Below are 24,523 nucleotides of genomic sequence, written 5' to 3'. Positions count from 1 at the left end.
GCGCGACGGTGAAGGTGGTGTCGTCCACGGCCTTGAGGCCGGTGAGCTCGCTGTCCTCGGTGTCGCTGAAGCCCTCGAAGTTCGAGAAGAACGACGCGCTGAGCTGGTTGTTCGACAGCTTGGCGCCGTAGTTCCAGGCGTCGATGAACGAGCTGGAGGTGACCGGGTCGCCGTTCGTGAAGGTCAGGCCCGACTTGATTTTGATCGTGTAGTTCTGCGCGTCGTCCGACTCGATGGACTCGGCGACGTCGTTCTCGGGGGCGCCCTTGGCGTCGTAGTAGACCAGGCCCGCGAAGATCTCGTCGAGGATCTTGCCGCCGCCCACCTCGTTGGTGTTCGTCGGGATCAGCGGGTTCTGCGGCTCGGAGCCGTTCGTGGAGATGATCGCGGCGGCGTCGCCTCCCGATGCACCTCCGCCCGAGTCGTTCGAGCTGCTGCAGCCGGCCAGGACCAGCGTGCTCGCGGCGACGAGCGCCAGAGCCCCGAATCCGTAACGTCTGATGTTCACTATTCCTCCAGTGATGTGGGGGCGCGCGAGAAGTGGTTTCCCTGACGCGTGGAGTGCCGTGCGCGTGGCGACGGCGGCGGCGCACGAGACTGGTGGCCGTCGCGCGGATGCCTTCAACGAGACTATGTATTCGCCCGCTATCTGCACAAAAGCATGTGGCAACCGTTACACAGCGGTAACCGGGAGGTGGAATCCTTGCGCTGTTCTGCACGAAACGTGCGTGCCGGGCGGCCGTCGCGCAACACATCGACTTCAGAGGAGACGCACGGAGTGTCCATCGACCTGTCAGGATCCGCGCCCGGACGGCGCCGGATCCGCGTCGAGATCCTGCTGGTCCTCGGGCTCTCGCTGGGCGCCTCCGCGGTCTACTCGGTGGTCTCCATCGCCAACCGGCTCACCCGCTCGACCGCACTGGCCGACCAGACCGCGACGATCAACGGCGCCCTCAGCGACCGCCCGGGCTTCGACCTCGTCTACCAGCTGCTCGCGCTCTTCTTCGACCTGGTGCCGGTGGCCCTCTGCGCGTTCCTGCTCTGGCAGAGCTCGGGCCGTCCGCTCGGGCGCCTGGGGCTCGACCTGCGCCGGCCGTTCGCGGACCTGGGGACCGGGACCGTCCTCGCGGTGGCGATCGGTGCGCCGGGCATCGCGCTGTACGCCGTCGGACGCGCGCTGGGCATCACCGTGGCGGTGGTGGCCTCGCCGCTGGACGCGTACTGGTGGACGGTGCCGGTGCTCGTGCTCTCCGCGATCCGGGCGGGAGTGCAGGAGGAGGTCGTCGTGATCGGGTACCTCTTCGCCCGCCTGGGCGATCTGGGCTGGGGGCGGTGGCGGATCCTGGTGACCAGTGCGCTGCTCCGGGGCAGCTACCACCTGTACCAGGGCATCGGGCCCTTCATCGGGAACGTGGTCATGGGCCTGGTGTTCGGACTGTTCTACCAGCGCTTCGGCCGCACCCTGCCCCTGGTGATCGCCCACTCGATCATCGACATCGTCTCGTTCGTCGGGTACCCGCTGGCCGTCGCCCTCTGGCCCGAGCTGTTCGCGCCGCCGGCTCCGCGGACGTGACGTCGGACCGATCGCATCCGAGGAGCCGCAGGACCGCGCCGCGGCTCTCCACTGCCGCGGCGTGACGCCCGCACGGTGGAGCTGCTCGCTCGTCGCGACTCCGTCGAGCCCTGCCGGCACCTCCACCACGCGTTCCACACGGTCGGGCTCCCTCGTGCATCGGAGTCGCCGTGCGCCGTTCCCCCCGGATCGGGAGAACTGCGCCCCACTCCGCGCCTGTGCGGGACCGACGGTGTCCGCAGCCGAGGGTGGGAGATGACAGGACGGGCTCGAGGCTCCGTTCCTGCTCTCTCACCCTCGGTTGCGGACGAGCGCGTGCGGGCGGATCAGGCGAAGGCCTCGATGGGCGGGCAGGCGCAGACGAGGTTGCGGTCGCCGTAGGCCTGGTCGATCCGGCGGACCGGCGGCCAGTACTTGCCGCGCACCAGCGAGCGGACCGGGTAGACGGCCTGCTCGCGGCTGTAGGGGTGCGTCCACTCCTCGGCCGTCAGGCACTCGGCGGTGTGCGGGGCGCCGCGCAGCGGGTTGTCGTCCACCGGCCACTCCCCCGCGCCGACGCGGTCGGCCTCCGCCCGGATCCCGATCATCGCGTCGATGAAGCGGTCGATCTCGGCGAGGTCCTCGCTCTCCGTCGGCTCGACCATCAGGGTCCCGGCGACGGGGAAGCTCATGGTCGGGGCGTGGAAGCCGTAGTCGACGAGGCGCTTGGCGACGTCGTCCACGGTCACTCCGGTCGCCGCCGTCAGCGGACGGATGTCGAGGATGCACTCGTGGGCGACGAGCCCGTTGTCCCCCGTGTAGAGCACCGGGTAGTGCTCGCGGAGGCGCGCGGCGACGTAGTTGGCCGAGAGGACGGCCGCCCCGGTCGCGGCCCGCAGGCCCTCCTCGCCCATCATCCGGGCGTACGCCCACGAGATCGGCAGGATGCCGGGGCTGCCGTAGGGCGCTGCCGACACCGGTGCGCCGCCGTGGACGATCCGCTCGCCCTGCGTGCCCGCGCCGTGCTCGAGCCGCTGCGCGAGCGGGTGACCGGGCAGGAACGGCGCGAGGTGCGCCTTCGCGGCGACGGGACCGACGCCGGGACCGCCTCCGCCGTGCGGGATGCAGAACGTCTTGTGCAGGTTGAGGTGCGAGACGTCGCCGCCGAAGTCTCCGAAGCGGGCGAAGCCGAGGAGCGCGTTGAGGTTCGCGCCGTCCACGTACACCTGTCCGCCGGCCTCGTGGACGAGGCGGCAGATCTCGGCGACCTCGTGCTCGTAGACGCCGTGGGTCGACGGGTAGGTGATCATCAGCGCGGCGAGGGAGCCCGCGTGCTCGGCGATCTTCGCCCGGAGGTCGTCCAGGTCGACGTTGCCGAGCTCGTCGCAGGCCACGACGACGACGCGCATGCCGGCGAGGACCGCGCTCGCGGCGTTGGTGCCGTGGGCGCTCGAGGGGATCAGGCAGACCGTGCGGTCCTCGTCGCCGTTCGACCGGTGCCAGCCGCGGATCGCCAGCAGGCCCGCGAGCTCGCCCTGCGAGCCGGCGTTGGGCTGGAGCGACACGGAGTCGTAGCCGGTGAGGTGGGCGAGCCACCCCTCCAGCTGGTCGATCAGCGCCAGGGAGCCCTGCACGTCCGCCTCGGGGGCGAACGGGTGCAGGTCCGCGAACTCGGGCCAGCTGACCGCCTCCATCTCGGTGGCGGCGTTGAGCTTCATGGTGCAGGAGCCGAGCGGGATCATGCCGCGGTCCAGCGCGTAGTCCGAGTCGGCGAGGCGCTTGAGGTAGCGCATCATCGAAGTCTCGCTGTGGTGGCTGCTGAAGACCGGGTGCACGAGGAAGGGCGTGCGGCGGTCGAGCTCCGCGGGGATGCTCCGCGCGGAGCCGCCGAGGAAGCCGAACGACGAGTCCAGCTGCCCGACGGCGGTCGCGACGGCGATCACCTCGAGGTCGGTGACCGTCTCGTCGATCGACACCGAGACCGTGTCGGCGTCGACCAGGCGCACGTCGAAGCCGGCCTCGCGGGCGCGGGCGACCGCCGCCTCCGCACCGCCGGGCACGACGACCGAGACGGTGTCGAAGAAGTCGGCGTGCCGGAGGGAGTGGCCCCGGTCGAGGAGGAGGCGCGCGAGGAGCGCGGCCCGGCCGTGCACGCGCTCGGCGATCGCGGCGAGCCCGTCCGGCCCGTGGTAGACCGCGTACATCGCGGCCATGACCGCCAGGAGGACCTGCGCGGTGCAGATGTTGGAGGTGGCCTTCTCGCGGCGGATGTGCTGCTCGCGGGCCTGGAGGGACAGGCGGTAGGCGGGGTGGCCGTCCGCATCCTGGCTGACGCCGACGAGGCGGCCGGGCAGCTGGCGCTCGAGTCCCTTGCGGACGGCGAGGTAGCCGGCGTGCGGTCCTCCGAAGCCCAGCGGGACGCCGAAGCGCTGCGTGGTGCCGACGGCGACGTCCGCGCCGAGCTCGCCCGGCGAGCGCACCAGGGTCAGCGCGAGCAGGTCGGCGGCGACGACCGCCAGGCCTCCGTGGGCCTTCACCGCGGCGAGCACCGCCGACGGGTCCCAGAGGTGCCCGGACGCGCCGGGGTACTGCACGAGGGCGCCGAAGCACTCCGGCACCTCCTCCGCGGCGGTGCGCGAGAGCGGGAGCTCGACGATGCGGATGCCGACGGCCTCCGCGCGGCCGCGCAGCAGCGCGAGGGTCTGCGGGAGAGCGTCGGAGTCGACGACGAAGACGTCGGTGCGCGCCTTCGAGGCGCGGCGCGCGAGCAGCATCGCCTCGACGACGGCCGTACCCTCGTCGAGCATCGACGCGCCGGCCGTGTCGAGGCCGGTGAGGTCGGAGACCATCGTCTGGAAGTTGATCAGCGCCTCCAGGCGCCCCTGCGAGATCTCGGGCTGGTACGGCGTGTAGGCCGTGTACCAGCTGGGGTTCTCGAGCACGTTGCGCTTGATCACGGCGGGGGTGTGCGTGCCGTAGTAGCCGAGGCCGATCATCGGCCGACGCACCGTGTTCCTCGCGGCGAGGGCGCGCAGCTCGGCGAGCGCCTCCGTCTCGGTGGCCGGAGCGGGCAGCACCTGCGGGAGGTCGCGGACGTGGATCGACTCGGGGACGGCGGCGGTGACGAGCTCCTCCACGGAGTCGTACCCGAGAGCCGCGAGCATGGTGCGCTGCGCGTCGGCGTCGGTCCCGATGTGGCGGGACTCGAAGGCGCCGGGGGTCCTGGTGGCTGCCATCTACTCGCCGACCAGCTCGGTGTAGGCGGCGGAGTCGAGGAGGCCGTCGGGCAGGGCGTCGAAGCGGACCCGGATCAGCCACCCCTCGCCGAACGGGTCGGAGTTGACGAGCTCGGGGCTGTCGACGACGGCCGTGTTGGCCTCGAGGACCTCGCCGTCGACGGGGGCGAACAGCTCGCCCACCGACTTGGTCGACTCGATCTCGCCGACGACGCTGCCGCCCTCGACGCGGGCTCCCGCCTCGGGGAGCTCGACGAAGACGACGTCGCCCAGCTTGTCGGCGGCGTAGGCGGTGATGCCGACGGTCGCGACCTCTCCGTCGACCCGGATCCACTCGTGGTCGGAGGTGTACTGCAGCTCGGTGGGCACGGCCATGTCAGTTCTTCTTTCTCGAGTAGAAGGGGAGCTCGGTGACGGTCATCGGGAGGCGCGTGCCGCGGATGTCGACGGCGAGCGCCGTCCCGGGCTGCGCGGAGGCGGGGGCGACGTAGGCCATCGCGATCGGGACGCCCAGGGTCGGAGAGAGGACGCCGCTGGTGACCACTCCGACCTCGTCGTCGCCGGAGAGGACGGTGTAGTCGGCGCGGGCGGCGCGGCGGCCCTCGCCGACGAGCCCGACGAGCACGGGAGCGTCTCCGGAGGGACCTTCCTCGCTGGCCGCGCGGCCGACGAAGTCGATCGGCTTCCCGAAGGCGACGACGCGGCCGAGGCCGGCCTGTGCGGGGAAGACGTCGCGGGAGAGCTCGTGGCCGTAGAGCGGCATGCCCGCCTCGAGGCGGAGGGTGTCGCGGGCGGCGAGGCCGGCGGGGACGAGGCCCGCTCCGGCGCCGGTCTCGGCGAGCGCCTGCCAGAGCGCGGGGGCGGAGTCGGGCGAGACGTAGATCTCGAAGCCGTCCTCGCCCGTGTACCCGGTGCGCGCGATCAGGATCGGGTGCGCCTCGAAGGTCGCGGGCACGGCGCGGTAGTAGCGCAGCTCCGCGAGCAGGCGGGCGGCGTCGTCCGTGTCGAGCACCGACTCCGCTCCCCGCTCGGTCTCGACGGCGAGGCCCTGGACGTTCTGCAGGATCTCGAGCGAGCGCGGTCCCTGCAGCGCGATGAGGGCGACGTCGTCGCTCTCGTCGAACAGGTCGCACTCGAACATCGCGGTGCGGTCGCGGAGCGTCTCGACGACGATGTGGCGGTTGGCCGCGTTCGCGACGACCATGAAGCGGTCCTCGCCCGTGCGGTAGACGACGAGGTCGTCGATCACGCCGCCCGTGCGCTCCAGGAGGAGGGTGTACTTCGCGCGGCCGGCGGCGACGGCCGAGATGTCGCTCGCCAGCGCGTAGTCGAGGGCGTCGACCGCCTCGGGGCCGACGACGAGGATCTCGGCCATGTGCGAGAGGTCGAAGAGGCCGGCGGCGGTGCGCACGGCGTGGTGCTCGGCGAGATCGCCGGAGTAGCGGACCGGCATCTGCCATCCGGCGAAGTCGGTGAAGGACGCGCCGGCGGCGACGTGCACGTCGTGCAGGGGCGAGTAGCGGGCTTCGGGGCTGGTCGTCGGGGTCTCGGACATGAGTTCTCCATTTCGTCGCAGTGCTGGACTCGCGCCGCGTTCGCGGCAGAGCACAGCAGTGCCGTGGGAACTCCCCCTCTGTCGTGGAGCCTGAGAGATTCGCGCCGCCCCGAGGGGTCGAGCGCTTTCACCATGGGCGGATCCGAGCGGATCGCTTTCCAGAGTGGCCAGTTCGACGCGGTACAAGACCTGAGAGATTGGCGGGGAGGCTTGCTCCTTCGGTGCCGACCGGAGTCGGCTCTCCCGCGTCGCGTATTGCGGCCCGGTATTCGGTTGTGCGGTCAGCCTAGCGGGGAGGGCGGACCCCCCGCGGCGTGTCGCCTCTTCCGCTAGGTGTTCAGGTGTTGGTGACACTAAGGTGATCCCAGCACTTACAGTCGGTGCGACTCTTAGTAGGGACATCGGATGCCGGACGTGCAGCTCGCCGTGTCGACGGTGATCTTCGCCCTGCGGCCGCACCCGGAGACCGGAGCGAGCACCGTCTGGATCCCCGTCGTCCGGCGCATCCGCGAGCCGTTCGAGGGACTCTGGGCACTGCCCGGCGGACCGCTGCATCCGGACGAGGACCTCGCCGAGTCGGCACGCCGCACTCTCCGCGAGACCACGGGCCTGGCTCCGCGCTATCTCGAGCAGCTCTACGCCGTCGGCGGCACCGACCGCTCCCCCGGTGAGGACCGCGTCGTGTCGATCGTCTACTGGGCGCTCGTGCGCTCCGCCGAGGCCGACGAGGCCATCGTGGGAGAGAACGTCGCCTGGCTCTGCACCGATCTGCCGCTCGAGCTCGCCTTCGACCACGGACTGATCGTCGACTACGCCCTCTGGCGCCTGCGCAACAAGATGGAGTACTCCCGCATCGCGCAGGCCTTCCTCGGCGGCGCCTTCACCCTGTCCCAGCTGCGGGAGGTCCACGAGGCCGTCCTGCAGAAGCCTCTCGACCCGGCCAACTTCCGCCGGACGATCGAGAGCTCCGGCACCGTGGTGCCCACCGGGGAGCGCCTGACGGGCACCCGCCACCGTCCCCCGCGCCTCTACCGCTACGACGAGTCGGCGGCGCTCGTCGACAACGGCCCGCTGCCCGTCTGAGCGCGCCGCCCGACTCCCCCACCCGCCTCACGAGGAGAACACCGTGACATCCGTCGACAGCACCATCCGGCTCATCGAGGGCGGCTCCGCGCCCGGCGCCACCTGCGCGCCCGAGCTCGCGGAGGCCCCCTGGTCCTTCGACCTCGGCCTGCCCGCCTACGGGCCCGGCGCCTCCCAGGCCGACCCGATCCCGGCCGACGCCCCGGTTCAGGGACGTCTGCCGGAGGAGTACACGACGGCGAGCGCCGACGAGCTGCACCACCGCATCCTCGCGGCGAAGGAGACCCTCGGCGAGCGGGTCGTCGTGCTCGGGCACTTCTACCAGCGGGACGAGGTGGTGCAGTACGCCGACTACGTGGGCGACTCGTTCCAGCTGGCGAAGGCGGCGACGAGCCGGCCCGACGCCGAGGCGATCGTCTTCTGCGGCGTGCACTTCATGGCGGAGACGGCCGACATCCTCTCCGGACCGGAGCAGGCCGTGATCCTCCCGAACCTGGCGGCCGGCTGCTCGATGGCGGACATGGCCGACATCGACTCCGTCGAGGACGCCTGGGCCGAGCTCACCGAGCTCTACGGCACCGAGCCGGACGCCGACGGCCGCGTGCCGCTCGTCCCGGTCACGTACATGAACTCCTCCGCCGCGCTGAAGGCGTTCTGCGGCCGCAACGGAGGCGTGGTCTGCACCTCCTCGAACGCGGCGACCGTGCTCGAGGACGCGTTCGCGCGCGGGCAGCGGGTGCTGTTCTTCCCCGACCAGCACCTCGGCCGCAACACCGCGAAGGCGATGGGCGTGCCGCTGGAGCGGATGCCGATGTGGAACCCGCGGAAGCCGCAGGGCGGCTCCGACACCGCGACGCTCCTGGACGCGCAGGTGATCCTCTGGCACGGCTTCTGCTCGGTGCACAAGCGCTTCACGACGGCCCAGATCGCGAAGGCGCGCGCCGAGCACCCGGGCGTGCGCGTGATCGTGCACCCGGAGTGCCCGATGGCGGTCGTCGACGCGGCCGACGAGTACGGCTCGACCGACTACATCGTGAAGGCGATCCAGGCGGCACCCGCGGGATCGACCTTCGCGATCGGCACCGAGATCAACCTGGTGCAGCGCCTCGCCGTCCAGTACCCGCAGCACACGATCTTCTGCCTCGACGACGTGGTCTGCCCCTGCTCGACCATGTACCGCATCCACCCCGGCTACCTCGCCTGGGTGCTCGAGGGACTGGTCGCGGGGACGGTGCTCAACCGCATCGAGGTCGCGGAATCGGTGCAGGCCGAGGCGCGCATCGCCCTCGAGCGGATGCTCGCGGCCGTTCCGCCCGCCGGGCCGGCGGCGGTCTGACATGGCGCGGGTCGTCGTCGTCGGCAGCGGCATCGCCGGGCTGGTCGCCGCGCTGACGGCGCAGCGCCGCCACGAGGTGCTGCTCGTCACCAAGGGCGCGCTGGCGGAGTCGTCGACGCGCGCCGCGCAGGGCGGGATCGCCGCGGTCACGGCGCCGGGCGACTCCGTGGCGCTGCACGTGGAGGACACGCTCACCGCCGGTGCGGGCCTCGCCGTGCGCTCGGCGGTCGAGGTGCTCTGCGCCGAGGGGCCGGAGGCGGTCGCGGTGCTGCAGGAGTGGGGTGTCGGCTTCGACCGCGAGGGCGGCGAGCTGGCGCGGGGACTCGAGGGCGCCCACTCGCGTCCGCGGATCCTGCACGCCGGCGGCGACGCGACGGGCGCCGCGATCGAGGCCGCGCTCGTGGCGGCGATGCGGGGCTCGTCCGTCGAGGTGCGCGAGCACGCCGCCCTGGTCGACCTGGTGCAGGAGGGCGGCTCGGTCACGGGCGCCGACGTCCTGCACGACGGCGTGCTCGAGCGCCTGACGGCCGACGCGGTCGTGCTGGCCACGGGAGGCGCCGGGCAGCTCTACCGGCACACCACCAATCCGTCCGTCGCGACCGGGGACGGGCTCGCCGCCGCCCTGCGGGCAGGAGCGGAGACGGCGGACCTGGAGTTCTACCAGTTCCACCCGACCACGCTCGCGCTGCCGGGCGGCTTCCTCGTCTCGGAGGCGGTGCGCGGCGAGGGCGCGGTGCTGCGCGACGCCGCCGGCGAGCGGTTCCTGGCCGGGGTGCACCCCGAGGCCGAGCTGGCGCCGCGCGACGTCGTGGCGCGCGCGATCGCGGAGCGGATGCGGCTGCAGGGCGGACTGCCCGTGCACCTGGACGCCCGGGCGATCGACCCCGAGGTGCTGGCGAAGAGGTTCCCGACGATCTCGGCGGCCTGCCGCGAGAACGGGCTCTCGCTCGCCGACGACCTGCTGCCCGTGACTCCGGCCGCGCACTACTGGATGGGCGGGATCGCGACGGACCTGGACGGGCGCACCAGCCTCCCCGGGCTGCTCGCGGTCGGCGAGGTCGCCCGCACCGGCGTCCACGGCGCGAACCGCCTCGCCTCCAACAGCCTCCTCGAGGGGGTCGTGTTCGCGCGCCGCGCGGCGCTCGCCCTCGACTCCCTCTCCTGGAGCGGCGGCCCGGTCGCCCCTCCCCGCGCCGTCGTCCCGATGACGCTCGACCGCACCGCTCTCCAGGACGCGATGTGGGCGGGAGCCGGCCTCTCCCGGGACGCGGCGGGGCTCACCGCGGCGCGCGACGCACTCGTCGCCTCCGCCTCGCCCGCTCCGCTCGGACTGAGGACGCTCGAGGACGCGAACCTGCTGACCTGCGCCCTCGCTCTCATCGACGCCGCGCTCGCGCGCACGCACTCCGTCGGCGCCCACCACCGCACCGACTCCCCCGACCCCGCGACGGCGAGCGCCGCCGCCCCCACCAGAGAGGCGGCCCTTCCGTGCTGACCCGCCAGAGCATCGACCGCGTCGTCACCCTCGCCCTCGAGGAGGACGCGCCCTGGGGCGACCTGACCTCCGACACCCTCCTCCCCGCGGACGCCACCGCGAGCGCCGCCCTCGTGGCCCGCGAGCCCGGCGTCTTCAGCGGCGGCGCCGTCCTCGTCGGCACGATGCGGCAGGTCGACTCCCGGATCCGCTGCTCGGTGCTCGTGGAGGACGGCGCGGTCTTCGAGGCCGGGCAGACCCTCGCCCGGATCGAGGGCCCCGCGGGCGGCGTGCTCCGCGGCGAGCGGGTCGCGCTCAACCTCGTGCAGCGGATGAGCGGCATCGCCACCCTGACGGCGCAGTACGTCGCCGCGGTGGAGGGGACGCGCGCCCGCATCGTCGACACCCGCAAGACCACGCCGGGCCTGCGCGCGCTCGAGAGGCACGCCGTCCGCAGCGGCGGCGGCCGCAACCACCGCTTCTCGCTCTCGGACGCGGTGCTGGCGAAGGACAACCACCTCGCGGTGCTCGCCGCGCGCGGGATCGACCTGACCGCGGCCCTGCGGGCGGCGCGCGCCTCGATCCCGCACACGGCGCACCTCGAGGTCGAGGTCGACCGGCTCGACCAGATCGAGTCCGCGCTGGCGGGAGGCGCGGACACGATCATGCTCGACAACTTCACCCCCGAGCGGCTCCGCCAGGGCGTCGCGCTCATCGGCGGGCGGGCCGTGGTCGAGGCGAGCGGCGGCGTCGACCTCACGACCGTGCGCGCGATCGCAGAGGCGGGGGTCGACGTGATCTCCGTCGGCGCGCTCACCCACAGCGTCCGCTCGCTCGACCTCGGCCTGGACATCGCGGTCGAGTGATCTACCTCGACCACGCCGCGACCTCGCCCGTGCGCCGCGAGGTGCTGGAGGCCATGTGGCCTTTCCTCACCGCGGAGTACGGCAACCCGTCGAGCAGCCACTCGCTCGGCGACGCCGCGGCGCGCGCGCTGGAGGCGGCGCGCGCTCACGTGGCCCGCTTCCTCGGCGGCCGCGCCTCCGAGACGCTCTTCACCTCCGGCGGCACGGAGTCGATCAACACGGCGATCAAGGGCCTCGCGCTGGGATCGCCGCGCGGACGGCACCTGGTGATCTCGGCGCTCGAGCACGAGGCGACCGTCGAGTCGGCCGACCACCTCCGGCGCCTGCACGGCTTCGAGGTGTCGACGGCCCCCGTCGACGCGACCGGCCTGCTCGACCTCGACGCGCTCGCCGCGCTGGTCCGGCCGGACACCGCGCTGGTCTCGGTGCTCGCGGCGAGCAACGAGATCGGGACGGTGCAGGACGTGCCGGCGATCGCGGCGCTCTGCCGATCGCGGGGCGTGCCGCTTCACGTGGACGCCGTCCAGGCCGCCGGCTGGCTGGACGTCGCGGGCTGGGGCGCCGACGCGGTCTCGGTCTCCGGGCACAAGCTCGGGGCCCCGAAGGGCGTGGGGGCGCTGCTGCTGCGCAGCCGGCTCCCGTTCGAGCCCCTGCTGCACGGCGGCGGCCAGGAGCGGGAGCGGCGCTCGGGCACCGAGAACGTGGCCTTCGCGGTCGCGCTCGGCACCGCGGTGCGCCTGCTCGATCCGGACCGCGCGGCGCGGGTCGGAGCGGTCCGGGACGCGTTCGCCGAGCGGGTCGCGGCCCTGGCGCCCCGGGCCGTGCCGCTGGGCTCCGCGGCGCATCGGCTCCCCTCGATCGCCGCGTACGCCGTCCCCGGGCGCAGCGGCGAGTCGACGCTCCTCGAGCTGGAGGAGCGCGGCGTCGTCGTCTCGAGCGGCTCGGCGTGCGCCGCCGGGCGCGACGAGCCCTCGCCCGCGCTGCTGGCCCTCGGCCTCGACCCCGACGTCGCCCGGACCGCCGTGCGGTTCAGCTTCGGCGAGGGCGCCACGCTCGAGGAGGCCGAGGCCGCGTCCTCCGCGCTCTCCGCGGTCCTCACCTGAGACCTCTCGCAGCGGATCCCCGTCGATCGGGAATGTCCGGGGCGTCCGCCGCTGTTCTCCCTCCGTACCCCGCATCCGCGCCCGCGAGTCGAGCCGTCGATGCGCCCCTCACACCGATCCCCTCACGACCGGAGAACACCTGTGACCGAGCGCAGCACCCTTCCCGCCGCGCGGCCCGCCGCACCCGCCGCCGCCACGACCCTCGAGCCGCGCAGCCGCCTGGTCATCAGCCTCCTGCTGGTGTCGGCGTTCGTCGTGATCCTCAACGAGACGATCATGAGCGTGGCGCTGCCCGACCTCATGCGCGACTTCGACGTCGAGGCGCACGTGGGCCAGTGGCTCTCGACCGCCTTCATGCTCACGATGGCCGTCGTCATCCCGATCACGGGCTACCTGATCCAGCGGCTGCACACCCGCACGCTCTTCGCCGCCGCGATGATCCTCTTCAGCCTCGGCACGCTCACCGCCGCGCTCGCCCCGACCTTCGCGGTCCTCCTGGCGGCCCGCGTGGTGCAGGCCGGCGGCACGGCCATCATGATGCCGCTGCTGATGACGACCGTGATGACGCTGGTGCCCCCGGCGATCCGCGGCCGGATGATGGGCAACATCTCGATCGTCATCTCGGTGGCTCCGGCCGTCGGACCGACGATCTCGGGCGTCATCCTCAACTTCCTCGGCTGGCGCTGGATGTTCTGGATCGTGCTGCCGATCGCGATCGGCGCGCTGCTCCTGGGCCTGCGCAAGGTCGAGAACGTCACCGAGCCCCGCTCCATCCCGATCGACTCGCTCTCGGTCGTCCTCTCGGTCTTCGGCTTCGGCGGCCTCGTCTACGGCCTGTCGAGCCTCGGCGAGGGCGGAGCCGCGGTCGTCGCGCCGTGGATCCCGTTCGTCGTCGCGGGCCTCGGCCTCGCGGGCTTCATCGCGCGCCAGCTGCTGCTGCAGCGCACCGACCGGGCCCTGCTGGACCTCCGGACCTTCTCCTCCGCGAACTTCACCATCGTCATCGCGATGATGGCGGTCAGCATGTCGGCGCTCTTCGGCACGCTGATCCTGCTGCCCCTCTACACGCAGAACGTGCTGGGCCTCACTCCGCTGGAGACCGGGCTGCTCCTGCTCCCCGGCGGCCTGCTGATGGGCCTGCTCGCGCCGTTCGTCGGCCGCGGCTACGACCGCTTCGGCCCGCGCGTGCTGCTCGTGCCCGGCTCGATCGTCGTCGCCGGCGCACTGTGGGGGTACACCCTGCTCGCGGCGGACTCGTCGCCCTGGTTCGTCCTCTCGCTGCACGTCACCCTCAGCCTGGGCCTCGCCTTCGTCTTCACGCCGCTGTTCACCGCCGGCCTCGGCTCGGTGCGCCCCTCGCTCTACTCGCACGGCAGCGCCATCATCGGCACCGTGCAGCAGCTGGGCGGCGCGGCCGGCACGGCGCTGTTCGTCACCGTCCTCTCGATCCGGTCGGCGGAGCTCGCGCAGGGCGGAGCCGACGAGGTCGCCTCCTACGCCGGCGGCATCCACTCCGCGTTCCTGTGGGGCGCGTCGATCGCGACGGTCGCGATCGTGGCCGCGTTCTTCGTCCGCCGCCCGGCGGAGTCGGACGCGCCGCTCCCGATGGCGCACTGAGCCGGGCGGGCCGACCCCGCCTGTTCACCTCCGCGTCACCCCGCCTCCCTACGGTGTCGCCCCGGCCGCCGCGCTCCCGATCGCACGGCCGGGACGGAGACGAGACGTGACCGAGACGGCCGGCCCCCAGGACGTGCTCGACGCCGGAGCGGCCACCCCGCCTCCCCGCACGCTGGTCGACGTCCTCCGCGACACCGCGGAGCGCCACCCGGACGCCTCCGCGCTGGAGGACCCGGCCGGAGCGCTCAGCTACCGGGAGCTGCTGGCCCGCACGGTGCAGCTCGCGGGCGAGCTCACCACCGCAGGGGTCCGCCGCGGCGACCGCGTCGGGATCCGCATGCCCAGCGGCTCCCGCGAGCTCTACCTCGCGATCCTGGCCGTCCTCGCCGCGGGAGCCGCGTACGTCCCGGTGGACGCGGACGACCCCGAGGAACGGGCGCGCCTCGTCTTCGGCGAGGCCGCCGTCCGCGGCGTGATCACCGGCTCCGGCCGCTTCGAGCGCACCGGCGCCGACGAGCCGGCCGCGCGCCTGTTCACCGCGAGCGCGCCGCACCCGAGCACGGCGTCGATCCCGCTGCTGCAGCCGCCCTCGCTCGAGGACGACGCCTGGATCATCTTCACCTCCGGCTCCACCGGAACCCCCAAGGGAGTGGCGGTCAGCCACCGCTCCGCCGCCGCCTTCGTCGACGCCGAGGCGCGCCTGTTCCTCCAGGCGGAGCCGCTCGGCCCCGGGGACCGGGTGCTGGCCGGTCTCTCGGTCGCGTTCGACGCGTCCTGCGAGGAGATGTGGCTCGCCTGGCGGCACGGCGCCTGCCTCGTCCCCGCTCCCCGCTCGCTGGTCCGCAGCGGCATGGACCTCGGCCCCTGGCTGACCACGCACGGCATCACCGTGGTCTCGACCGTGCCGACCCTCGCGGCGCTCTGGCCCGCGGAGTCGCTCGAGAACGTCCGCCTGCTGATCTTCGGCGGCGAGGCGTGCCCGCCGGAGCTCGGCGAGCGCCTGGCCGTCGAGGGCCGCGAGGTCTGGAACACCTACGGGCCGACCGAGGCCACCGTCGTCGCCTGCGCCGCGCCCCTCGGCGGGCCTCCCCCGGTGCGCATCGGGCTGCCGCTGGACGGCTGGCGGCTCGCCGTCGTGGACGCGGACGGGCAGCGGGTCGGCGAGGGCGAGGTCGGCGAGCTGGTCATCGGCGGGGTCGGGCTCGCGCGCTACCTCGACCCGGTCAAGGACGCCGAGAAGTACACGCCGGCACCGCTCCTGGGCTGGGAGCGGGCCTACCGCTCCGGCGACCTGGTGCGCTTCGAGAGCGCCGGCCTGATCTTCCAGGGGCGCGCGGACGACCAGGTGAAGCTCGGCGGTCGGCGGATCGAGCTCGGCGAGGTCGAGGCGGCGCTGCAGGCGCTCCCCGGAGTCTCGGGGGCGGCGGCCGCGGTCCGCACCACGGCGGCCGGCAACCAGGTCCTCGTCGGCTACCTGGCCCTCGCCGGCGGCCGGGAGCTCGACCGCGACGCGGCGCTCGCCCGCCTGCGTGAGGAGCTGCCCGCATCCCTCGTGCCGCTGCTGGCCGTGGTCGAGGAGCTGCCGACCCGCGTCTCCGGCAAGGTCGACCGCGCCGCACTCCCCTGGCCGCTCGCCGTGGGCACGACCGAGGACGCCTCCCTCGACCCCGAGGAGGCGTGGCTCGCCGCCCTCTGGCGCGACGTGCTCGGCGTGCCGGTCGACGAGCGGGCGAACTTCTTCGACCTCGGCGGCGGCTCCCTCGCCGCCGCCCAGCTGGTCGCGCGGATCCGCGAGCGCGACCCCGAGTTCACGGTCGCCGACGTCTACGCCCACCCGCGTCTCGCGGCGATGGCCGCCGAGATCCAGAGCCGCTCGACCGGCACTGCGGAGGTGTCCGCTCACCGCATCGCGCCGGTCCCCCTCAGGATGCGCGTGCTGCAGACCCTCCTCGGCGCACCACTGCTCGTGCTCGGCAGCGCCCGCTGGATCACTGCGATCCTCAGCGTCACCGCGGTGCTCGACCTGGTGCCGGGGTTCGGCTGGCTGCCCACCGCTCCGCTCGCCGCGCTGATCCCCGCGTTCGCGCTCTTCCTCACGCCGTTCGGGCGGATGGGGCTCACCGTCCTCGCCGCGCGCACCCTGCTGCGCGGGATCCGAGCCGGAGACCACCCGCGCGGCGGGAGCGTGCACCTCCGGCTCTGGCTGGCCGAGCAGATCGCGTTCCAGCTCAAGGCCGTGAGCCTGGCGGGGGCGCCCTGGGTCGCCTACTACGCCCGCGCGCTCGGCGCCCGCATCGCCGACGATGTCGACCTGCACTCCCTCCCTCCGCTGACCGGGATGCTCACGCTCGGGCGCGGCGCCGCGATCGAGCCGGAGGTCGACCTCTCCGGCTACTGGATCGACGGCGACGTCCTGCGCGTCGGTGCCGTCCGGGTCGGCGCGGGCAGCACGGTGGGCGCGCGCAGCACGCTCCTCCCCGGCGCCCGGATCGGCAAGCACGCGCAGATCGAGCCGGGATCGGCCGTCTTCGGGCGGGTGCCGGCCGGGCAGCGCTGGGGAGGATCCCCCGCCCAGCGGCTCGGCAGGGCGAACGCCGGGTTCCCCTCGGAGCGCCCCGCGCGCCGCCCGGGCTGGGTCTGGGCGTACGGAGCGTCCGCGGTCGGCCTTGCGGCGGTCCCGGTCCTCGCCCTCGCGGCCGGGCTCGCCGTCGTGGCCGCCGCCGTGCGCGGCTCGGCCGGCCTCGGCGCCGCGCTCGGGCCCGCTCTCGCCGCCCTCGTGCCCGCCGTCGCCGTCTCCGGAGTCGTCCTCGCCGCCCTCGTCGTCGTCCTGGTGCGCCTGCTCGGGCGGGGCGTCGAGCCGGGCACCCACCCTGTGCGCGGTCGGATCGGCTGGCAGGTCTGGTCGACGGAGCGGCTGCTCGACTCCGCGCGTGTCCTGCTCTTCCCGCTCTACTCGGGCCTGTTCACCCCGGTCTGGCTGCGGCTCCTCGGCGCGAAGGTCGGACGCGATGTCGAGGCCTCGACGGTGCTGCTCCTGCCCGCGATGACGACCATCCGCGACGGCGCGTTCCTCGCCGACGACACGCTCGTCGCCTCCTACGCGCTCGGCGGCGGCTGGATGCGGCTCGCCCGCGCCGAGATCGGCGAGCGCGCGTTCCTCGGCAACTCCGGCATGGCCGCGCCCGGCCACACCGTGCCCGCCGGCGGACTCGTCGCCGTCCTCTCCTCCGCGCCCCGGAAGTCGAAGGCGGGCTCGTCGTGGCTCGGCTCACCGCCCGTGCGGCTGCGGCGCACCGTCGTCGAGGCGGAGTCGGCGCGCACCTTCCGCCCCGCCCGCCGACTCCGCGCGGCCCGCATCGCGTGGGAGCTCGGCCGCTTCGTCCCGGTGGTCGTCTCGGTCGCGATCGGCCTCGGCGTGGTCGCCGGACTGCTCGCGCTGATCCAGACGCTCGGGGCGGTGCTCGCCGCGCTCGTGGGAGGCGTCGTGCTGCTGGCCGCCGGGGCGGTCGCCGCGGCCGTCTCCACCGCCGCGAAGTGGATCCTGATCCAGAGGGTCGAGCCGAGCGAGCAGCCGCTGTGGTCCTCGTTCGTCTGGCGGAGCGAGCTGGCCGACGCCTTCACCGAGATGGTCGCCGCGCCCTGGTTCGCCCACGCCGCCACGGGCACTCCGGCGCTGGTCTGGTGGCTGCGGAGCCTCGGCGCCCGGATCGGACGCGGCGTCTGGTGCGAGAGCTACTGGCTCCCCGAGGCCGATCTGATCTCGCTCGGCGACGGAGCGACCGTGAACCGGGGCTGCGTCGTGCAGACGCACCTGTTCCATGATCGAATCATGAGCATGGATCTCGTGAGCCTCGACGCCGGCGCCACCCTGGGCCCGCACAGCGTGATCCTCCCCGCCGCGCGGATCGCCGAGCACGGCACGGTCGGCCCGGCCTCGCTCGTCATGCGGGGGGAGCTGGTGCCCGCGGGCAGCCGCTGGAGCGGCAACCCGATCGGCCCGTGGCGCGAGGTGCGCGTCGCCGACTACCACGCGCCCGTCGCGTGAGCCCCGCGCTGACCGGGCTCGAGACCGCCGGCGACCCCTACGTCCCCGGCATCGGGAACACCGGCTACCGCGTCGAGGCCTACGACCTCGACCTCGACTACCGCGTCGCCTCGAACCGCCTGGCCGGCCGGGCGGTGCTGCGGATCGTCGCGCTGCAGCCGCTCCGGCGGTTCTCCCTCGACCTCTCCCGGCTCCGCGTGGCCCGCGTCCGGATCGACGGGCGCCGCGCCCGCCACGAGCAGGCGCCGCACAAGCTGCGGGTGGCCCCCGCCGAGCCGCTGGCCGCCGGCGAGAGCGTCGACGTCGAGATCGAGTACAGCGGCCACCCCGCCCCCCGCGCCAGCCACTGGGGCGAGCTCGGCTGGGAGGAGCTGGAGGACGGGGTGCTCGTCGCCTCGCAGCCCTCCGGCTCCTCCACCTGGTTCCCCTGCAACGACGACGTCGCCGAGAAGGCTCCGTACCGCCTGCGCGTCACCGCCGAGGAGGGCTACGCCGTGCTCGCGAACGGGGTGCTCGTCGACTCGAGCGCCCGCTCCGGCCGCCGCACCTGGCTCTACGAGCAGCGCGAGCCCAGCGCCGCGTACCTCGCCTCGGTGCAGATCGGCCGCTACGCGATCGAGGAGCGCGTGCTCGCCGGGGTCGCGGTGACCCTCGCCCGCCCCGCCGCCCTGGCCGCTCGGGTCGCGCACGACTTCGCTCCGCTCGAGCGCATGCTCGCCCTGTTCACGCGGCTGTTCGGACCCTACCCCTTCGCCCGCTACTGCGTCGTCGTCACGGCGGACGAGCTGGAGATCCCGCTCGAGGCGCAGGCGATGGCGGTGTTCGGCGCCAACCACGCCGACGGCCGCGGCGGCTCGGAGCGCCTCATCGCGCACGAGCTCGCGCACCAGTGGTTCGGCAACAGCGTGGGCATCGCCCGGTGGCGCCACATCTGGCTCAACGAGGGGTTCGCCTGCTACGCGGAGTGGCTGTGGTCGGAGGAGTCGGGCCGCGCCACCGCCGACGCCTGCGCCCGCCGCCACCACGCGGTGCTGCGGGCCGCGGCGCAGGATCTCGTGCTCGCCGATCCGGGCCCGGTCGCGCTCTTCGACGACCGCGTCTACAAGCGCGGCGCGCTCACCCTGCACGCGCTGCGGCTCACCGTCGGCGACGAGCCCTTCCTCCGGCTGCTGCGGGAGTGGACGTCCCGCTACGCCTCCGCCGCCGTCACCGACGAGGAGTTCCGCGAGCTCTGCACCGAGGTCCTCGGCGAGGGCGTGGACGACCTGCTCGACGCCTGGCTCCTCGACGAGGAGCTGCCGCCGCTACCGTCCCGGCGCTGACACCAGCGAGTCCGCGAGCGCGTCGCCGTGCTCGCGCCGCCAGCCGATGATGGGCCCGGCGCCCGCGTCCCCCATCGGCCCGAGGGCGACGCTGACCCGCAGCGCGGGGTCCAGCTGCGGCTCGGCCAGCCGGAAGCGGACGCCGTCGATCCGCGCCTCCGCCGCGTGGTGCGACTCGTGCACGTGCACCCGGCGCGGGTCGAGCTCGAGCCCGCGGCCGTCCGCCTTCAGCGCGGCCTCGATACGGGTCCAGTGCAGGACAGGGTCGGCGGGGCGCATCCCGCCCGTGGCGAAGGGCGCCCCGGCGATGCGCGTGATCCGCTCCCCGCGCTCGGGCGTGCCCAGCGTCGGCTCCACATCGACGCCGACCGCACCGGCGCTGCTCGCCGCGACCACGACGGCGCCCGCGCAGTGCGCGATGCTCACCGACAGCAGCTCGAGCGCGATCCCGCGTCCCTCCAGCCGCGGCCGACCGTGCGCGCCCCCGCAGCGCGGGCAGCAGGCGACGACCCGGACCTCCGACGCGCGCGTCCCCGTGAGCTCGGCCGCGAGCATCCGCAGGAGCACCCGCCCGAAGACGAAGCGCTCGGCCGCCGACGCGGCGACCGTGCCGGCGTAGCGCTCGCGCTCCTCGTCGCTCAGCAGCGGCAGCAGCCGCTCGGCGTCCAGCGTCTGCTCGTCGAGCGCCAGCCAGCGCAGGTGCACCCCCGGCAGCTCCGCGCCGATCCCCGACTCCCCCATGTCCGTCCCCCCGGTCAGCTCGTCGCGGCGTGCTCGCCGCGCTCGTACACGTCCGCGGCCGATCCGACGATCAGCGGGTCCGGACCCAGCGGGCCCACGACCTCCTCGTCGCGTCCGTCGTAGTCGTAGAGGCTCAGCACATAGCGCATGGCCTCGAGCCGGGCGCGCTTCTTGTCGTTGCTCTTCACGATGGTCCAGGGAGCGTCGGCGGTGTCGGTCGCCGCCATCATCGCCTCCTTGGCCGCGGTGTAGTCGCCCCACTTGTCGAGCGAGGCGAGGTCCATCGGCGAGAGCTTCCACTGGCGCACGGGGTCGATCATGCGGATCGTGAACCGGGTGCGCTGCTCCTCCGCCGAGACCGAGAACCACAGCTTCACCAGGTCGATGCCGTCGCCGACGAGCATCCGCTCGAACAGCGGCGTCTGGCGGATGAACTCGTCGTACTGCGCCGGCGTGCAGAAGCCCATCACGCGCTCCACGCCGGCCCGGTTGTACCAGGAGCGGTCGAAGAGGACGATCTCGCCGGCGGCCGGCAGGTGCGAGACGTAGCGCTGGAAGTACCACTGACCGGCCTCGCGCTCGGTCGGCTTCTCGAGCGCGACCACGCGGGCTCCGCGCGGGTTGAGGTGCTCGGTGAAGCGCTTGATGGTGCCGCCCTTGCCCGCGGCGTCGCGCCCCTCGAACACGACCACGAGTCGGCGCCCGTGCTTCTTGATCCAGTTCTGCAGCTTCAGCAGCTCGATCTGGAGGAGGCGCTTGCCCGCCTCGTACTCCTCGCGCGACATCCGCTCGTCGTAGGGGTAGCCCTCGCGCCAGGTGTCGACCTGCGTGCCGTCGCGGCGCAGGAGCACCGGATCGTCGTCGTCCTCGTCCAGCACGACGAGGTCCCGCGCGTCGGCGGGTGTGAGCGTGCGGAGCAGCTCGGGAGTGGGACGGAGGGCGTCATCGGCGGTGTCGGGCACGGAGGGACGCTAGTGCGGCCGTGCAACGCTCCGGTGAACGGCGGGTATCCCCGCGTCTGCGGGGAGGACGGTCGGACGGGCTGCCGCGCCGATCGCGGTCCCGGCCGCCGGATGCGCAGGCTGACCACGGCGGCTGTACGCAGCCGAGGCTGCGGTGCTCGATCCGGGGCGCTCCCGCGAGGATCGACCGGCTCCGCCTCGTCTCGGGACGGCGTCAGCCGGTGAACGCCGCAGGAGGCAGGTCGGTCTCGCCGCCCTCGACCGCGTCGAGCAGCCGGTCGACCACGTCCTGCGGCGCCAGACCCGCGCCGAAGCGGGGCGCGTCTCCCGCGAGCGGGTGCCGGGACAGCTCGGTCTCGGTGTGGCCGGGGCGCGCGTCGAGCAGGAGGACGCCCGCCCGCTTGTACTCGCGGGCCGAGGCCTTCACGAAGGAGTGCAGTGCCGCCTTCGAGGCGGAGTACGCGGCGAGTCCCGCGGTCGGAGCCTCCGCCACCACGCCGCTGATGGTCAGCGCGAACGGCTCGCGCCCCTCGCCCGCCGACGCGACGAGCGACGGCAGCGCGGCGGTCAGCACCCGGATCGGCGCCAGCGCGTTCACCTCGACGAGCTCCTCCAGAACGGCCGGATCGAGCTCGGCGGAGGGCCCGAAGGCCACGACGCCCGCGGCCACGACGACGCCGTCGAGGCGCCCGTGCCGCTCGAGCACCTCGGCGACCACGCGCCGGGGCTCGTCCTCCCCGCGCAGGTCGGCGACCAGGGGTGCCTCGCCGAGCGCCGCGGAGTCGCGCCCCGAGCGCACCGCGACGGCACCGCGCGCCTCCAGCGAATCGGCCAGGAGGCGGCCGAGGCCGCCCGAGGCTCCGAGGACGAGGACGACGGCACCGTCGAGACGAGTCATGTGGCGAGCCTAGACGGGTGCGCTGTCGCGGATCGGCACTACCGTCCGAGCGACGGGGCCCCTACCGTGAGGCCCATGACACGACTGCAGAGCCGTGCCGTGCTGCAGCGCCTGCTCGAGGTCCTCGAGGATCCCGCCCCCGTCACCATCGGCCACGCGCGTCACGTCCGGATGCTCGTCCGCGAGGCTCTGGAGTGGATCGCCGGCCCTCGGGCGCACGAGTCCGGTGCGTGGAGCGGCCCCGCCTCCGGCGAGCCCGCGGCCGCGCTCGCCCCCGAGGATCCCGCCGCCACGGACCCGGGTCTCTGACGCTCCCGCCCTCCTCGTAGACTCGTTCGCCGGAGGAACGGGGGGTCGATGGACGAGGGTGCGCCGGCGGGCTGGTACCGCGACGATGCCGATGCGGCCGAGATGCGCTGGTGGGACGGCAGGCGGTTCACCGGGGCGCGCCGCTCCGCGCAGGACAGTGCCGCGGTGGTGCGGGACGCACCCGTCACCCCCGTCACGGAGCGCGTCGACTACCGGCTCCCGAACGCCGACGGCGCCCCGAGCGTCGACGCCCTCGCCGAGGCCGAGCGGATCGAGGAGATCGCCGATCTGATCGGCCGCACGCTCGAGCAGGGCGAGATCGACGAGCGGACCCTCGAGGTCGACCTGATCCCCGAGCCCGACCACCCCACCGGCCTCGACGCCGTCTCGGTCCGGGTCGGCGGCCGCGTCCTCGGCTACCTGCCGAACGCCTCCGCCCACCGGGCCGCTCTCGACCGGGTCGTGGCGAGCGGAGCCGTCCCGGTCACGACCGCGCGCCTCCGGGTCGAGCGCGGCGAGGAGGGCCTGCGGGCCGTCCTCCGCGTCGCCCTCGTCGCCCCCGAGCTGCTCGTGCCGCTCAACGAGCCGCCCGTCGAGCGCCACTCGATCCTCCCCTGGTCGAGGGGCCTGCCGGTCCTGCGCGAGGACGAGCACTTCGCCCGCCTCTCGTCGGTCGTCCCGGCGAGCGGCCGCGGCCTGCTGCTGGTGACCCTGCACCCGGCGGGCGACCTCGTCGAGCTCCGTCTCGACGGCGAGCGGGTGGGCGAGCTCTCCCCGACCCTCTCGGCGGATTTCGCCCCGACCCTCCGCCACCTCGCGAGCCTCGGCCTCACCGCCGCCGCCTACGCCTCCCTCCGCGGATCCCCGCTGAAGGTCGAGCTCACGCTGCAGGCCGCGAAGGCCGCGGAGCTGCCCGCCGAGTGGGTCGACGGCCGTCCGGTCACTCTTCCCCGACTCCTCCCGCCGGCCCGGACCTACACCGTCCCGCCCTCGTACACGGCGCCGCTGCGTCCCACTCCCCGCAGCTCGGAGGCGGTCTCCCGCTCGGTCCGCCGGACCGTCGCCTGGGTGGTCGTCGGCGTCTGCACCCTCGTCGGGCTGTCGAGCTGGCTGATCGGGGACGTGCTGAACTGACGGGGCGGGGCGGACGTCCGGGGACGTGACCGGCCTCGTCTCGGACTCCCGGGGTCGGCCATCCCGCACCTCCCTGCATAAGCGCCCGGCTCGCGGATCCGGGGATCCGAGCGAACCGGGCGCCTCGAGCCGAGCGCGGCCGTCCTACACGTTGAAGCGGAACTCCACGACGTCGCCGTCCTGCATGACGTAGTCCTTGCCCTCGATGCGGGCCTTGCCCTTCGCGCGGGCCTCGGCGATCGAGCCGGTCTCGACGAGGTCGTCGAACGAGATGATCTCGGCCTTGATGAAGCCCTTCTGGAAGTCGGTGTGGATGACACCGGCGGCCTGGGGCGCGGTCCAGCCCTTCCCGATGGTCCAGGCGCGCGTCTCCTTCGGGCCGGCCGTGAGGTACGTCTGGAGGCCCAGGGTGTCGAAGCCGATGGTCGCGAGCTGGTTGAGGCCCGACTCCGTCTGGCCGGTCGACTCGAGCATCTCGGCGGCGTCGGCCTCGTCGAGGTCGATCAGCTCGGACTCGATCTTCGCGTCGAGGAAGATCGCCTTCGCCGGCGCGACCAGGGCCGCGAGCTCGGCCTTCCGGGCGTCGTCGGTCAGCACGGCCTCGTCGACGTTGAAGACGTAGATGAACGGCTTGGCGGTCAGCAGGCCCAGCTCGCGGATCGGCTCCAGATCGATCGAGGAGGCCGACAGCGGCTTGCCCTGGTCGAGGAACTCGCGCGCCTTCTTCGCGGTCTCGACCACGATCGGCTCGATCTTCCTGCCCTTGAGCTCCTTCTCGTAGCGGGCCTCGGCCTTCTCGAGGGTCTGGAGATCGGCGAGGATCAGCTCGGTGTTGATCGTCTCCATGTCGCTGGCGGCGTCGACCTTGCCGTCGACGTGGACGACGTCGGAGTCCTCGAAGCCGCGGATGACCTGCGCGATGGCGTCGGCCTCGCGGATGTTCGCGAGGAACTTGTTGCCCAGGCCCTCGCCCTCGGACGCGCCGCGCACGATGCCGGCGATGTCGACGAAGGAGACGGGCGCCGGGAGGATGCGCTCGGAGCCGAAGATCCCGGCGAGCACCTCGAGGCGGGAGTCGGGCAGGTTCACCACGCCCACGTTCGGCTCGATCGTCGCGAACGGGTAGTTCGCCGCGAGCACCGTGTTCTTGGTCAGTGCGTTGAAGAGCGTCGACTTGCCGACGTTGGGGAGACCGACGATTGCGATAGTGAGAGCCACGGGCATCCATCCTACGGCGTGGCGGCGGAAGGGCCGGGCGGGCGGCCCCGCCTCCGGCGAGCCCGCGGCCGC

19 protein-coding genes and 1 riboswitch are annotated in these 24,523 nt (G+C 73.6%); of the genes, 11 read left to right on the top strand and 8 right to left on the bottom strand.

Annotated features, from left to right (window positions below; genetic code table 11):
• Nucleotides 1-508: ABC transporter substrate-binding protein (locus C5C27_RS09385; protein ID WP_258066573.1), on the bottom strand; the 508-nt coding region annotated here is incomplete at its 3' end.
• Nucleotides 509-778: 270 nt separating this feature from the next.
• Between C5C27_RS09385 and C5C27_RS09380 the strand changes: the two genes are divergently transcribed.
• Entirely contained in the window at nucleotides 779-1,573 is a 795-nt protein-coding gene (locus C5C27_RS09380) for a CPBP family intramembrane glutamic endopeptidase (protein WP_258062631.1), read from the top strand.
• Between the two features lie 326 nt (nucleotides 1,574-1,899).
• Here C5C27_RS09380 and gcvP read toward each other — a convergent pair whose 3' ends face one another.
• From gcvP to gcvT, 3 genes are read right to left on the bottom strand one after another with little or no spacing between them, the layout of a single operon-like run.
• Nucleotides 1,900-4,788 carry an aminomethyl-transferring glycine dehydrogenase gene (gene gcvP / locus C5C27_RS09375; protein WP_104314217.1) on the bottom strand — a complete coding sequence of 963 codons (2,889 nt, stop codon included), beginning with the start codon at nucleotides 4,786-4,788 and terminating at the stop codon, nucleotides 1,900-1,902.
• The gene (gene gcvH, locus C5C27_RS09370) at nucleotides 4,789-5,163 is read right to left on the bottom strand and encodes a glycine cleavage system protein GcvH (RefSeq protein ID WP_104237541.1); all 375 of its coding nucleotides are present in this window, start codon (nucleotides 5,161-5,163) and stop codon (nucleotides 4,789-4,791) included.
• Between the two features lies 1 nt (nucleotide 5,164).
• Nucleotides 5,165-6,343, bottom strand: a complete 1,179-nt coding sequence (gene gcvT / locus C5C27_RS09365) for a glycine cleavage system aminomethyltransferase GcvT (protein WP_104237540.1) — start codon at nucleotides 6,341-6,343, stop codon at nucleotides 5,165-5,167.
• A gap of 168 nt (nucleotides 6,344-6,511) precedes the next feature.
• Nucleotides 6,512-6,599: riboswitch (glycine riboswitch) on the bottom strand.
• A gap of 149 nt (nucleotides 6,600-6,748) precedes the next feature.
• Here gcvT and C5C27_RS09360 point away from each other — a divergent pair.
• From C5C27_RS09360 to C5C27_RS09325, 8 genes are all read left to right on the top strand, one after another.
• A complete protein-coding gene (locus tag C5C27_RS09360; protein ID WP_104222969.1) occupies nucleotides 6,749-7,426 on the top strand; it encodes an NUDIX domain-containing protein in 678 nt (225 codons plus the stop codon).
• 43 nt (nucleotides 7,427-7,469) lie between these two features.
• A complete protein-coding gene (nadA, locus tag C5C27_RS09355) occupies nucleotides 7,470-8,762 on the top strand; it encodes a quinolinate synthase NadA (RefSeq protein WP_104222968.1) in 1,293 nt (430 codons plus the stop codon).
• A 1-nt stretch (nucleotide 8,763) separates the two neighbouring features.
• Entirely contained in the window at nucleotides 8,764-10,257 is a 1,494-nt protein-coding gene (nadB, locus tag C5C27_RS09350) for an L-aspartate oxidase (protein ID WP_104314216.1), read from the top strand.
• Entirely contained in the window at nucleotides 10,251-11,102 is an 852-nt protein-coding gene (nadC, locus tag C5C27_RS09345; protein ID WP_104314215.1) for a carboxylating nicotinate-nucleotide diphosphorylase, read from the top strand. The genes nadB and nadC overlap by 7 nt, the downstream gene beginning before the upstream one ends.
• Nucleotides 11,099-12,205, top strand: a complete 1,107-nt coding sequence (locus C5C27_RS09340; protein WP_104314214.1) for a cysteine desulfurase family protein — start codon at nucleotides 11,099-11,101, stop codon at nucleotides 12,203-12,205. The genes nadC and C5C27_RS09340 overlap by 4 nt, the downstream gene beginning before the upstream one ends.
• Before the next feature lie 99 nt (nucleotides 12,206-12,304).
• Nucleotides 12,305-13,822 (top strand): DHA2 family efflux MFS transporter permease subunit, encoded by a 1,518-nt coding sequence (locus C5C27_RS09335; RefSeq protein WP_104255091.1) that lies wholly within the window; start codon nucleotides 12,305-12,307, stop codon nucleotides 13,820-13,822.
• A 106-nt stretch (nucleotides 13,823-13,928) separates the two neighbouring features.
• On the top strand, nucleotides 13,929-17,867 hold the full coding sequence (locus tag C5C27_RS09330; RefSeq protein ID WP_181133491.1) for a Pls/PosA family non-ribosomal peptide synthetase: 3,939 nt from the start codon (nucleotides 13,929-13,931) through the stop codon (nucleotides 17,865-17,867).
• Nucleotides 17,864-19,189, top strand: coding sequence for a M1 family metallopeptidase (locus tag C5C27_RS09325; protein WP_258066572.1), 1,326 nt, complete (start codon nucleotides 17,864-17,866; stop codon nucleotides 19,187-19,189). The genes C5C27_RS09330 and C5C27_RS09325 overlap by 4 nt, the downstream gene beginning before the upstream one ends.
• Here C5C27_RS09325 and C5C27_RS09320 read toward each other — a convergent pair.
• From C5C27_RS09320 to C5C27_RS09310, 3 genes are all read right to left on the bottom strand, one after another.
• Complete coding sequence (locus C5C27_RS09320; RefSeq protein WP_104222962.1) at nucleotides 19,172-19,930, bottom strand: 4'-phosphopantetheinyl transferase superfamily protein; 759 nt, start codon at nucleotides 19,928-19,930, stop codon at nucleotides 19,172-19,174. The genes C5C27_RS09325 and C5C27_RS09320 overlap by 18 nt on opposite strands.
• Nucleotides 19,931-19,944: 14 nt before the next feature.
• The gene (ppk2, locus tag C5C27_RS09315; protein WP_244230712.1) at nucleotides 19,945-20,805 is read right to left on the bottom strand and encodes a polyphosphate kinase 2; all 861 of its coding nucleotides are present in this window, start codon (nucleotides 20,803-20,805) and stop codon (nucleotides 19,945-19,947) included.
• A gap of 301 nt (nucleotides 20,806-21,106) precedes the next feature.
• Complete coding sequence (locus C5C27_RS09310; protein ID WP_104222961.1) at nucleotides 21,107-21,790, bottom strand: SDR family oxidoreductase; 684 nt, start codon at nucleotides 21,788-21,790, stop codon at nucleotides 21,107-21,109.
• Between the two features lie 75 nt (nucleotides 21,791-21,865).
• On the opposite strand from C5C27_RS09310, the gene C5C27_RS09305 reads away from it, so the two are divergent.
• Both C5C27_RS09305 and C5C27_RS09300 read left to right on the top strand, forming a co-directional pair.
• Nucleotides 21,866-22,099 carry a hypothetical protein gene (locus C5C27_RS09305; RefSeq protein ID WP_146079643.1) on the top strand — a complete coding sequence of 78 codons (234 nt, stop codon included), beginning with the start codon at nucleotides 21,866-21,868 and terminating at the stop codon, nucleotides 22,097-22,099.
• 48 nt (nucleotides 22,100-22,147) lie between these two features.
• Nucleotides 22,148-23,233: a DUF2510 domain-containing protein gene (locus C5C27_RS09300; RefSeq protein ID WP_104314211.1), complete on the top strand. Its 1,086-nt coding sequence runs from the start codon at nucleotides 22,148-22,150 to the stop codon at nucleotides 23,231-23,233.
• 144 nt (nucleotides 23,234-23,377) lie between these two features.
• Here C5C27_RS09300 and ychF read toward each other — a convergent pair whose 3' ends face one another.
• Nucleotides 23,378-24,451, bottom strand: a complete 1,074-nt coding sequence (ychF, locus tag C5C27_RS09295; protein ID WP_104314210.1) for a redox-regulated ATPase YchF — start codon at nucleotides 24,449-24,451, stop codon at nucleotides 23,378-23,380.
• Nucleotides 24,452-24,523: the final 72 nt, after the last annotated feature.

The organism is Rathayibacter sp. AY2B7, assembly GCF_002931635.1.
Classification (GTDB): Bacteria; Actinomycetota; Actinomycetes; order Actinomycetales; family Microbacteriaceae; genus Rathayibacter.
Note: the sequence above shows the minus strand (reverse complement) of the source record. Positions and strands in the feature narration are given on the sequence as shown.